Origin of the sequence: Citrobacter sp. wls757, from assembly GCF_005280935.1 — a bacterium.
GTDB classification, from domain to species: Bacteria; Pseudomonadota; Gammaproteobacteria; order Enterobacterales; family Enterobacteriaceae; genus Citrobacter; species Citrobacter portucalensis.
In genome coordinates this window covers 1-12,624 of sequence record NZ_SZWU01000029.1, presented here as the reverse complement: position 1 = coordinate 12,624, position 12,624 = coordinate 1, and the positions used below count along the sequence as shown (strand labels likewise).

Genomic DNA, 12,624 nt, shown 5'->3' with positions numbered 1-12,624 from the left:
GGTTACCGCCGGTAAATTAATGACACTGCCGGATGGCTTCGTAGACCTGATAAACGCCATCAGAAATAACATAGACATAAAAAAACCCGCCGAAGCGGGTTTTTTATTATGGTCGGCAACGATTAATCGTTGTCAGAACCGCCCAGGCCTGCGTTCAGCAGTTCTGCCAGGCTGGCAGACGCATCTTCAGCAGTTACCTGCGGTGCAGCTGGCAGTTCGCCCGCTGCGCGACGGCGCATACGATCCTGGTGGTACGCATAACCAGTACCTGCCGGGATCAGACGACCCACGATGACGTTCTCTTTCAGACCGCGCAGTTCATCACGTTTACCTGCAACAGCTGCTTCGGTCAGGACACGCGTGGTTTCCTGGAACGATGCTGCAGAGATGAAGGACTCGGTTGCTAGAGACGCTTTGGTGATACCCAGCAGATCGCGGGAGAACGTTGCACCCACTTTGCCGTTCGCTTCCAGCTCGCGGTTTGCGATCTTGACGCGGGAGTATTCAACCTGCTCGCCTTCCAGGAAGTCGGAGCTACCAGCGCTTTCGATGGTGGCTTTACGCAGCATCTGACGAACGATAACTTCGATGTGTTTATCGTTAATCTTAACACCCTGCAGACGGTATACGTCCTGAACTTCGTTAACGATGTAACGAGTTACAGCATGCACACCACGCAGACGCAGGATGTCGTGCGGCGCTTCCGGACCGTCGGAAACCACGTCACCACGTTCTACACGTTCACCTTCGAACACGTTGAGCTGACGCCATTTCGGAATCATCTCTTCGTACGGTTCGCTACCGTCTACCGGGGTGATAACCAGACGACGTTTACCTTTGGTTTCTTTACCGAAGGAAATGATGCCGCTGATTTCAGCCAGGATTGCCGGCTCTTTCGGACGACGTGCTTCGAACAGGTCCGCAACGCGCGGCAGACCACCGGTGATATCCTTGGTACCGCCGGATTCCTGCGGAACACGCGCCAGGGTGTCACCAGAGCTGATCTGTACGCCATCTTCCAGCTGAACAATCGCTTTACCCGGCAGGAAGTACTGAGCAGGCATATCGGTGCCTGGGATCAGAACGTCGTTGCCCTGAGCATCAACAATTTTCAGTGCCGGACGCAGGTCTTTACCACCCGCAGTACGCTCTGCAGAATCCAGAACCACCAGAGAAGACAGACCGGTCAGCTCGTCGGTCTGACGAGTAATGGTCTGGCCGTCGATCATGTCAGTGAAGCGGACGAAACCACTCACTTCGGTGATAACCGGCATGGTGTGCGGATCCCAGTTTGCTACGGTTTCGCCGCCAGCAACCTGTTCGCCATCACCTTTCGCCATAACGGAGCCGTAAGGCACTTTATAGCTTTCTTTGGTACGGCCGAATTCGTCGATCAGTTTCAGTTCGGTGTTACGTGAGGTGATAACCAGTTTACCGCTGGAGTTCACAACCGACTTCGCGTTGCTCAGACGGATGCTACCTTTGTTTTTCACCTGGATGCTGGATTCAGCAGCCGCACGAGATGCCGCACCACCGATGTGGAACGTACGCATCGTCAGCTGTGTACCCGGTTCACCGATGGACTGTGCCGCGATAACGCCGATTGCTTCACCTTTGTTGATGATGTGGCCACGCGCCAGGTCACGACCATAGCAGTGCGCACATACACCAAAGTCGGTGTCACAAGATACAACGGAACGGACTTTAACGGAGTCAACGGAGTTCTCTTCCAGCAGATCACACCACTGTTCGTGCAGCAGCGTGTTGCGTGGAACCAGAATATCCGCCGTACCCGGCTTCAGAACGTCTTCAGCAGTTACACGACCCAGAACGCGATCGCGCAGCGGCTCTTTAACGTCACCACCCTCGATAACCGGGGTCATGGTGATGCCTTCCAGAGTGCCGCAATCGTCTTCAGTAACAACCAGGTCCTGCGCGACGTCAACCAGACGACGAGTCAGATAACCGGAGTTCGCTGTTTTCAATGCGGTATCCGCCAGACCTTTACGAGCACCGTGAGTAGAGATGAAGTACTGGAGTACGTTCAGACCTTCACGGAAGTTCGCGGTGATTGGCGTTTCGATGATGGAGCCATCTGGCTTCGCCATCAAACCACGCATACCGGCCAGCTGACGAATCTGTGCTGCAGAACCACGCGCACCGGAGTCGGCCATCATGTAGATGCTGTTGAAGGAAACCTGCTGCTCTTCTACGCCGTCACGGTTAATAACGGTTTCGGTTTGCAGGTTATCCATCATCGCTTTGGATACACGATCGTTCGCCGCAGCCCAGATATCGATAACTTTGTTATAGCGTTCGCCTGCGGTTACCAGACCAGACTGGAACTGCTCCTGGATCTCAGCAACTTCAGCTTCCGCTTCAGAGATGATCTCGTGTTTCTTCTCTGGGATGACCATGTCATCAATACCAACAGATGCACCTGAACGCGCTGCATATGCAAAGCCGGTGTACATTGTCTGGTCAGCGAAGATAACGGTCGGCTTCAGGCCCAGAATGCGGTAACAGGTGTTCAGCATTTTGGAGATAGCTTTCTTGCCCAGCGCCTGGTTGACGATGGAGAAAGGCAGACCTTTCGGTACGATCATCCACAGAATGGCACGGCCAACGGTCGTGTCTTTCAGGCTGGTTTTCGCAACGAATTCGCCGTTTTCATCTTTTTCATATTCGGTGATACGCACTTTAACGCGCGCATGCAGAGAGGCCAGACCTGCGCGATAGATACGCTCAGCTTCTTTCGGGCCAGTCAGCACCATGCCTTCGCCTTTGGCGTTAACACAGTCACGGGTCATGTAGTACAGACCCAATACAACGTCCTGAGACGGAACGATGATAGGTTCGCCGTTCGCCGGAGACAGGATGTTGTTGGTAGACATCATCAGCGCACGCGCTTCGAGCTGGGCTTCCAGCGTCAGCGGTACGTGAACAGCCATCTGGTCACCATCGAAGTCGGCGTTATATGCCGCACAAACCAGCGGGTGCAGCTGGATAGCTTTACCTTCGATCAGTACCGGTTCAAATGCCTGGATACCCAGACGGTGCAGTGTTGGTGCACGGTTCAGCAGTACCGGGTGTTCGCGGATAACTTCGTCCAGGATATCCCAAACGACAGCTTCTTCACGCTCAACCATTTTCTTAGCGGCTTTAATGGTGGTGGCCAGGCCACGCAGTTCCAGCTTGCCGTAGATGAACGGTTTGAACAGTTCCAGTGCCATTTTCTTCGGCAGACCGCACTGATGCAGACGCAGGTATGGACCTACGGTGATTACAGAACGACCGGAGTAGTCAACACGCTTACCGAGCAGGTTCTGACGGAAACGACCCTGCTTACCTTTGATCATGTCGGCCAAAGATTTCAGAGGACGTTTGTTAGAACCGGTGATCGCACGACCGCGACGACCGTTATCCAGCAGGGCGTCAACCGCTTCCTGCAGCATACGTTTTTCGTTGCGTACGATGATGTCCGGCGCAGCCAGATCCAGCAGACGCTTCAGACGGTTGTTACGGTTGATAACGCGACGATACAGATCGTTCAGATCCGATGTTGCGAAACGACCACCATCCAGCGGAACCAGCGGACGCAGATCTGGCGGCAGAACCGGCAGAACGGTCAGGATCATCCACTCTGGCTTGTTGCCAGACTGTACGAAGGCTTCCAGCAGTTTGATACGCTTGGTCAGCTTCTTACGCTTGGTTTCGGAGTTGGTTTCGTTCAGCTCTTCGCGCAGAGTTTCACACTCTTGCTCCAGATCCATGCTCTTCAGCAGGGCCTGAATAGCTTCCGCACCCATCTTCGCGTCGAATTCGTCACCGAACTCTTCCAGCGCGTCCAGATACTGCTCTTCAGTCAGAATCTGTTGACGTTCCAGGTTAGTCATACCGCCTTCGATAACAACATAGGATTCGAAGTACAGTACACGTTCGATATCGCGCAGCGGCATATCGAGCAGCAAACCGATACGGGACGGCAGAGATTTCAGGAACCAGATGTGAGCGGTCGGAGACGCCAGCTCGATGTGGCCCATACGCTCACGGCGTACTTTGGTCTGGGTCACTTCAACGCCGCACTTCTCACAGATCACACCACGGTGTTTCAGGCGCTTGTACTTACCGCACAGGCACTCATAGTCTTTTACCGGCCCAAAGATACGGGCGCAGAAAAGGCCGTCACGTTCAGGTTTGAACGTACGGTAGTTAATGGTTTCCGGCTTCTTAACTTCACCGAAAGACCATGAACGGATCATGTCTGGCGAGGCCAGAGCAATTTTGATCGCATCAAACTCTTCGGTTTTAGTCTGCGCTTTCAGAAACTTTAATAAATCTTTCACGGATTTGCTCCCGTCGGAGTTAGCACAATCTGGCGCTGGCTGTTACGCCAGCACCAGTGACCTGTTTGATCGAGAGTTACTCGTCTTCCAGCTCGATGTTGATACCCAGCGAACGAATCTCTTTCAACAGTACGTTGAAGGATTCCGGCATGCCTGGTTCCATCTGATGGTTGCCGTCCACGATGTTTTTATACATCTTAGTACGACCGTTCACGTCATCAGACTTAACGGTGAGCATTTCCTGCAGGGTGTATGCTGCGCCATATGCTTCCAGCGCCCACACTTCCATCTCCCCGAAGCGCTGACCACCGAACTGCGCCTTACCACCCAGCGGCTGCTGAGTAACCAGGCTGTAAGAACCGGTAGAACGCGCATGCATCTTGTCATCAACCAGGTGGTTCAGTTTCAGCATGTACATATAGCCAACGGTAACCTGGCGCTCGAACTGCTCACCGGTACGACCGTCGAACAGTGTGATCTGACCGGAAGTCGGCAGGCCACCCAGCTGTAACAGTTCCTTGATTTCAGACTCTTTCGCACCGTCGAATACCGGCGTTGCGATCGGCATACCTTTTTTCAGGTTTTCAGCCAGACGCAGAACTTCTTCATCGCTGAAGGTATTCAGGTCAACTTTCTGACGAACATCTGAGCCCAGATCGTAAGCACGCTGGATGAATTCGCGCAGTTTCGCGACTTCCTGCTGCTGTTTCAGCATGGCGTTGATCTTATCGCCGATACCTTTTGCAGCCATACCCAGGTGGGTTTCAAGGATCTGACCGATGTTCATACGCGATGGTACGCCCAGCGGGTTCAGTACGATATCTACCGGCGTACCGTTAGCATCGTGTGGCATATCTTCGATCGGGTTGATCTTAGAGATTACACCCTTGTTACCGTGACGACCTGCCATCTTATCACCAGGCTGGATCCGACGTTTAACCGCCAGATACACCTTAACAATCTTCAGCACGCCCGGTGCCAGATCGTCGCCCTGAGTGATTTTACGGCGTTTCGCTTCGAGTTTTTTCTCGAATTCGTGTTTCAGTTCGTCGTACTGCTCAGCCAGTTGTTCCAGCTGATTCTGTTTCTCTTCGTCGGTCAGGCCGAGTTCTAACCAGCGGTCACGCGGCAGTTTGTCGAGCTTCTCAGCTTCAACACCACCGGAAACCAGCACAGCGTAGATACGGCTGAACAGGCCAGCTTCGAGGATCTGCAGTTCTTCAGACAGGTCTTTTTTCGCCTGCTTCAGCTGCATCTCTTCGATTTCCAGCGCACGTTTGTCTTTTTCTACGCCATCGCGAGTAAAGACCTGAACGTCGATAATCGTACCGGAAACACCGTTTGGCACGCGCAGAGAAGAGTCTTTAACGTCAGACGCTTTCTCACCGAAGATCGCACGCAGCAGCTTCTCTTCTGGCGTCAGTTGGGTTTCACCTTTCGGCGTTACCTTACCAACCAGAATGTCGCCACCGGTCACTTCCGCACCGATATAAACGATACCGGATTCATCCAGTTTGGAGAGCGCAGCTTCACCCACGTTCGGGATGTCAGCGGTGATCTCTTCTGGCCCCAGCTTGGTGTCACGGGACACACATGCCAGTTCCTGAATGTGGATGGTGGTGAAACGGTCTTCCTGGACAACACGCTCGGATACGAGGATGGAGTCTTCGAAGTTGTAACCATTCCATGGCATGAATGCCACGCGCATGTTCTGACCCAGCGCCAGTTCACCGAGGTCGGTGGACGGACCGTCTGCCAGCACATCACCACGTTCAACCGGCTCGCCCAGAGATACGCAAGGCATCTGGTTGATACAGGTGTTCTGGTTAGAACGGGTGTATTTGGTCAGGTTATAAATGTCGATACCTGCTTCGCCCGGGTACATCTCGTCTTCGTTAACTTTGATAACGATACGGGAAGCATCCACGTACTGAACAGTACCGCCACGTTTAGCAACTGCAGTAACACCGGAGTCAACGGCAACAGCACGTTCCATACCGGTACCAACCAGCGGCTTATCAGCGCGCAGAGTCGGAACGGCCTGACGTTGCATGTTCGCACCCATCAATGCACGGTTGGCGTCATCGTGTTCCAGGAACGGGATCAGGGACGCACCGACGGATACCACCTGCTGGGTGGATACGTCCATGTAGTCAACCTGGTCGCGGCTGAACAAGCTGGATTCGCCTTTGCTACGGCAGGTAACCAGATCTTCTACAAAGTGGCCTTCGTCATCCAGGTTGGAGTTCGCCTGAGCGATAACGTAGTTGCCTTCTTCGATAGCAGACAGGTAATGAATTTCGTCAGTTACAACACCGTCGGTCACTTTACGGTACGGAGTCTCAAGGAAGCCGTATTCGTTAGTCTGTGCATACACGGACAGGGAGTTGATCAGACCGATGTTCGGACCTTCAGGTGTTTCGATTGGACATACGCGACCGTAGTGAGTCGGGTGTACGTCTCGAACTTCGAAGCCTGCGCGTTCACGGGTCAGACCGCCTGGGCCGAGTGCGGAGATACGACGTTTGTGCGTAATCTCAGACAGCGGGTTGTTCTGGTCCATAAACTGAGACAGCTGGCTGGAACCAAAGAACTCTTTCACTGCTGCAGAAATCGGCTTGGCGTTGATCATATCCTGAGGCATCAGGGTATCCAGATCGCCCAGAGACAGACGCTCTTTCACCGCACGCTCAACACGTACCAGGCCAACGCGGAACTGGTTTTCCGCCATTTCGCCTACGGAACGGATACGACGGTTGCCGAGGTGGTCAATATCATCGACTTCGCCTTTACCGTTACGGATATCGATGAGCTTCTTCATCACTTCGATGATGTCGTCTTTGCTCAGGATACCGGAACCTTCGATTTCGTCGCGCAGCAGAGAGCGGTTGAACTTCATACGACCAACCGCAGACAGGTCATAGCGGTCTTCGGAGAAGAACAGGTTCTCGAACAGGCTTTCAGCAGCTTCACGAGTCGGCGGCTCACCAGGACGCATCATGCGGTAGATTTCTACCAGTGCGCTCAGACGATCGTTGGTTGGGTCAACACGTACAGTTTCAGAAATGTACGGACCGTGATCCAGATCGTTAGTGAACAGCGTTTCGATACGCTTGTGACCAGACTGGCTCAGCTTAGCCAGCAGATCCAGGCTCAGCTCCATGTTAGCTGCGCAGATCAGCTCGCCAGTAGATTCGTCAACGTAGTCTTTAGCCGCAACTTTACCAGCAATGTATTCAACCGGAACTTCGATATGTTTGATATCGTCTTTTTCCAGTTGGCGAATGTGGCGCGCAGTGATGCGACGGCCTTTTTCGACGTAGACTTTGCCGTTAGCTTCAATGTCAAAGGAAGCGGTTTCACCACGCAGGCGTTCCGGCACCAGTTCCATCTGCAGCTTGTTGTCGCGAATTTCGAAAACAACTTTTTCAAAGAACAGGTCAAGGATCTGCTCAGTGGTGTAGTTCAGTGCACGCAGAATAATGGTCGCAGGCAGTTTACGGCGACGGTCAATACGTACGAACAGGTTGTCCTTCGGATCGAATTCGAAGTCCAGCCAGGAACCACGGTAAGGGATGATGCGCGCGTTATACAGCACTTTACCCGAAGAGTGGGTTTTACCTTTGTCGGAGTCAAAGAAGACGCCAGGACTACGGTGCAGCTGAGAAACGATAACACGCTCAGTACCATTGATTACAAAGGTACCGTTGTCAGTCATGAGCGGAATTTCGCCCATGTAGACTTCTTGTTCTTTAATGTCTTTTACGGTGCCTTCCGGCGCTTCGCGCTCGTAGATCACCAGACGCAGTTTTACGCGCAGCGGTGCGGAATAGGTCACGCCACGGATCTGACATTCCTGAACGTCAAACACCGGTTCGCCAAGGCGGTAGCTGACGTATTGCAGCTCGGAATTACCGCTGTAGCTCTGAATCGGGAAAACGGAACGGAAAGCTGCTTCCAGACCATACTGCCCTTCAGGATCTTGCTCGATGAACTTCTGAAACGAGTCAAGCTGGATAGAAAGGAGATAAGGTATGTCCAACACTTGTGGACGTTTACCAAAATCCTTACGAATACGTTTTTTCTCGGTATAGGAGTAAACCATTAGGGTTCCTCAGCTCGCTGACAAGTCGACCCATCTGTCCGACGAAGGGACAGTTTGTGCAACACTATTTTGTTGACCGGAAAATCGAATACTTTCCGCAATGCCTGTTGCTATCACGCTTAAACCATTTCATTGCGATTTACACAGAACTGATGCTCTGTCGCAGTATATTAAGACGTCGATAGAAACAAGCATTGAAAGGCACAGCAGTAGTCAAACAGTGTGAAATGCTACTGGCGCCTTACAGCGCAAAAAGGCTGGTGACTAAAAAGTCACCAGCCATCAGCCTAATTTCTTAGGCTGCAACCAGAAAAGTTGGCTTATTTAACTTCAACTTCAGCGCCAGCTTCTTCCAGAGATTTTTTCAGTGCTTCTGCGTCGTCTTTGCTGATGCCTTCTTTCAGGGCAGCCGGAGCAGATTCTACCAGGTCTTTAGCTTCTTTCAGACCCAGGCCAGTTGCGCCACGTACTGCTTTGATTACAGCAACTTTGTTAGCGCCAGCAGCTTTCAGAATTACGTCGAATTCAGTTTTTTCTTCAGCAGCTTCAGCAGGGCCAGCAGCTACAGCTACAGCAGCAGCAGCGGAAACACCGAATTTTTCTTCCATTGCAGAGATCAGTTCTACAACGTCCATTACGGACATAGCGGATACTGCTTCAATGATTTGATCTTTAGTGATAGACATTTAAATTGTTCCTGAAAATCAGAATAAGTTTATACGTAAGCAGATGCTTGAGAAAGATAACTGCGATTAAGCAGCTTCTTTCGCATCGCGTACAGCAGCCAGAGTACGAACCAGTTTGCCAGCCGAAGCTTCTTTCATGGTTGCCATCAGGCGTGCAATTGCTTCTTCGTAGGTCGGCAGAGTTGCCAGGCGATCGATTTGCGATGCCGGGATCAATTCACCTTCAAAGGCTGCGGCTTTGACCTCAAATTTTGCATTCGCTTTCGCGAACTCTTTGAACAGACGAGCAGCAGCGCCCGGGTGTTCCATAGAGTATGCAATCAGGGTCGGACCAACAAACGTGTCTTTCAGGCACTCGAACTGAGTACCTTCAACGACGCGGCGCAGCAGGGTGTTACGAACAACACGCATGTATACGCCAGCTTCACGACCTGCTTTACGCAGTTCAGTCATTTTATCTACAGTTACGCCACGGGAATCCGCAACTACTGCAGACAGCGCGCCTTTGGCTACTTCGCTGACTTCAGCAACAATCGCTTGTTTGTCTTGAAGATTTAAAGCCATTAGCTTTGCTCCTGGATGTTTGCCGGAACTCATGTTCCGGAACTCACTTCACTCTCCCCAACGGAAAGAGCGTCTAAATACGGTGAGCAGAAACAAGCCAGAGTATCAGAAATAATCTTAGCGTTCTGTCACCGTCTACGCAGGGCATTAAGTTTCTTACGAAACACCTGCGGTCTTCGACGGAGGCCTGGATAGGCCAGGCTCCAACGAACAAATCTTGTCTATGACTTCGCCCTTTGAACTGTAACCGCGTTAGCTGCTCTCGTTCACACCGGTCATGTAGTTAACTACACTCCCGGCGATTCACTCAATTGCTGCCTTGCTACAATTCAAATGACTCGCATAGAGTTCTGTTTATTTAAACAGAAACGTGGGGGTAACATTGTAGACAAAATCACCGCCCACGTAAAGGCGAATATTAGTTCGCCACAGTCGCAGTCAGACCGGACTGATCAACGGCAACACCAGCACCCATGGTGGTGGAGATGCTAACTTTCTTGATGTACACGCCTTTAGCCTGAGTCGGTTTCGCTTTTTTCAGCGCAACCAGCAGAGATTCCAGGTTTTCTTTCAGTTTGTCAGCGTCAAAATCCACTTTACCGATGGTGGTGTGGATGATGCCGTTTTTGTCGTTACGGTAACGAACCTGACCTGCTTTAGCGTTCTTAACTGCTTCAGCAACGTTAGGGGTTACAGTACCAACTTTCGGGTTTGGCATCAGGCCGCGCGGGCCCAGAACCTGACCCAGCTGGCCAACAACGCGCATTGCATCCGGGGAAGCAATAACAACGTCAAAGTTCATTTCGCCTTTCTTGATCTGGTCAGCCAGATCTTCCATACCTACCAGCTCAGCGCCTGCAGCTTTAGCAGCTTCAGCGTTTGCGCCCTGGGCAAATACGGCTACGCGAACGGAACGGCCAGTACCGTGCGGTAGTACAGTTGCACCACGTACGTTCTGGTCAGATTTACGAGCGTCGATGCCGAGGTTAACGGCAACGTCTACGCTTTCTACGAATTTAGCAGTGGCCAGCTCTTTCAGCAGAGCAATAGCTTCGTTGATGTCGTACTGTTTAGTTGCATCAACTTTGTCACGGATCACGCGCATACGCTTGGTCAGTTTAGCCATTTCTTAGTCCTCCACTACCAGGCCCATGGAACGTGCAGTACCTTCAATGGAGCGAGTCATCGCTTCAATGTCGGAACCAGTCATGTCGGCAGCTTTGGTCTGCGCGATTTCCTGCAGCTGAGCGCGGGAAATTTTACCCACTTTGTCTTTGTTCGGCTTGCCGGAACCAGACTTGATACCAGCCGCTTTCTTCAGCAGAACTGCTGCCGGAGGCGTTTTGGTAACGAAAGTGAAAGAACGGTCAGCGTAAACGGTGATAACAACCGGGATCGGCAGACCTTTTTCCATGGAATCAGTTTTTGCGTTGAACGCTTTGCAGAATTCCATGATGTTCACGCCTTGTTGACCCAGTGCTGGACCTACCGGCGGACTCGGGTTAGCCATACCAGCTGCAACCTGCAGCTTGACGTAGGCCTGGACTTTCTTAGCCATTCTAAATTCCTCTAGTTGGGTTATAGCGCCTCAAGGAGGCTCCCCGTGATTAAATTCGTTTTACGGACAGGGCCCATAAAAACAAAAGGCGCGAAATTGTATTCCAATCTCGCGCCTTGTGCAACGATTAAATCGCCGCTTTTTTGATCGCTGTTTAGGCTTTTTCTACCTGGGCAAAGTCCAGTTCTACCGGGGTCGCACGACCGAAGATAGAAACAGAGACTTTCAGGCGGGACTTCTCGTAGTCCACTTCTTCAACCACGCCGTTAAAGTCAGCAAACGGACCGTCACTAACGCGAACCATTTCACCTGGCTCAAACATCGTTTTCGGACGCGGTTTATCGCCAACCTGCTGCAGACGGTTCATGATCGCATCAACTTCTTTGTCGCTGATCGGCGCCGGACGGTCAGATGTACCGCCGATAAAGCCCATCACACGCGGCACGCTGCGCACCAGGTGCCAGCTTGCGTCATTCATCACCATCTGGACCAGTACATAGCCCGGGAAGAATTTACGTTCGCTCTTGCGACGCTGGCCACCACGGATTTCGACCACTTCTTCGGTCGGCACCATGACTTCGCCAAACAGCTCTTCCATATTTTGTAACTTGATATATTCGCGCAGCGACGTGGCTACGCGGCCTTCAAAACCGGAAAACGCCTGAACGACGTACCAGCGCTTTTTAGGGGCTTCAGACATCTTAGAACCTCAGGCCAGTGATAAAGGATACCAGGCGAACCAGAATACCATCCAGTCCCCACAGGATCAGTGACATTACTGCGGTAACCGCAGCCACAATTAATGTGGTGTGCAATGTTTCCTGGCGAGTTGGCCAAATGACCTTACGGACTTCGGTTCTCGCTTCACGGGCAAAAGCAACGGTCGCTTTACCTTTTGTTGTCAACAGCGCGACACCACCCGCTGCGGCAATCAGAATCACTACGGCCAGCGCACGCAGCGGCAGCATCATGTCACGATAGAGGTAGTTGCCAACGATAGCTACAAGCAGCAATACAGCGACAACAACCCACTTCATCGCTTCCAGGCCGCGCCCGCTTCCTTGAGCTTCGGTATTCGCACTCATAAACCAACCTGTCAGAAGTATTCTACAAACATTTTCACCCCGCGTAAGCGAGGCGATCCAAACCGAAATGCTCTGGTGCGTTTCGGACTAAACGCCCTCTTCAGAGCCTGTCTCAGCAATGATTATGACAAAAAAAATCACTGATGAGCCAGGTTCTGGTGTGAAAGCGTGCAAAAAGGGCATCAAATGATGCCCTTTTATTGCGCATTGCGTCAAATGTTATTCGGCAATTAGCTCATTACTTTGGCAACAACGCCCGCACCAACAGTACGGCCGCCTT

Annotated in this window: 8 protein-coding genes; all 8 read right to left on the bottom strand. The window is 51.9% G+C overall.

What is annotated here, in order from left to right:
* Positions 1-122: 122 nt before the first annotated feature.
* A complete protein-coding gene (rpoC, locus tag FDW94_RS08205) occupies positions 123-4,346 on the bottom strand; it encodes a DNA-directed RNA polymerase subunit beta' (RefSeq protein ID WP_003826919.1) in 4,224 nt (1,407 codons plus the stop codon).
* A gap of 76 nt (positions 4,347-4,422) precedes the next feature.
* A complete protein-coding gene (rpoB, locus tag FDW94_RS08200) occupies positions 4,423-8,451 on the bottom strand; it encodes a DNA-directed RNA polymerase subunit beta (RefSeq protein ID WP_003033111.1) in 4,029 nt (1,342 codons plus the stop codon).
* 320 nt (positions 8,452-8,771) lie between these two features.
* Positions 8,772-9,137 carry a 50S ribosomal protein L7/L12 gene (gene rplL, locus FDW94_RS08195; RefSeq protein WP_003033114.1) on the bottom strand — a complete coding sequence of 122 codons (366 nt, stop codon included), beginning with the start codon at positions 9,135-9,137 and terminating at the stop codon, positions 8,772-8,774.
* Between the two features lie 66 nt (positions 9,138-9,203).
* Positions 9,204-9,701 carry a 50S ribosomal protein L10 gene (rplJ, locus tag FDW94_RS08190; RefSeq protein ID WP_001207203.1) on the bottom strand — a complete coding sequence of 166 codons (498 nt, stop codon included), beginning with the start codon at positions 9,699-9,701 and terminating at the stop codon, positions 9,204-9,206.
* A gap of 418 nt (positions 9,702-10,119) precedes the next feature.
* A complete protein-coding gene (rplA, locus tag FDW94_RS08185; RefSeq protein WP_003033119.1) occupies positions 10,120-10,827 on the bottom strand; it encodes a 50S ribosomal protein L1 in 708 nt (235 codons plus the stop codon).
* A gap of 3 nt (positions 10,828-10,830) precedes the next feature.
* A complete protein-coding gene (gene rplK / locus FDW94_RS08180) occupies positions 10,831-11,259 on the bottom strand; it encodes a 50S ribosomal protein L11 (RefSeq protein WP_003033122.1) in 429 nt (142 codons plus the stop codon).
* A 154-nt stretch (positions 11,260-11,413) separates the two neighbouring features.
* Positions 11,414-11,959 carry a transcription termination/antitermination protein NusG gene (nusG, locus tag FDW94_RS08175; protein ID WP_003033125.1) on the bottom strand — a complete coding sequence of 182 codons (546 nt, stop codon included), beginning with the start codon at positions 11,957-11,959 and terminating at the stop codon, positions 11,414-11,416.
* 1 nt (position 11,960) lies between these two features.
* Complete coding sequence (gene secE, locus FDW94_RS08170) at positions 11,961-12,344, bottom strand: preprotein translocase subunit SecE (RefSeq protein ID WP_003033128.1); 384 nt, start codon at positions 12,342-12,344, stop codon at positions 11,961-11,963.
* Between the last annotated feature and the right edge of the window lie 280 nt (positions 12,345-12,624).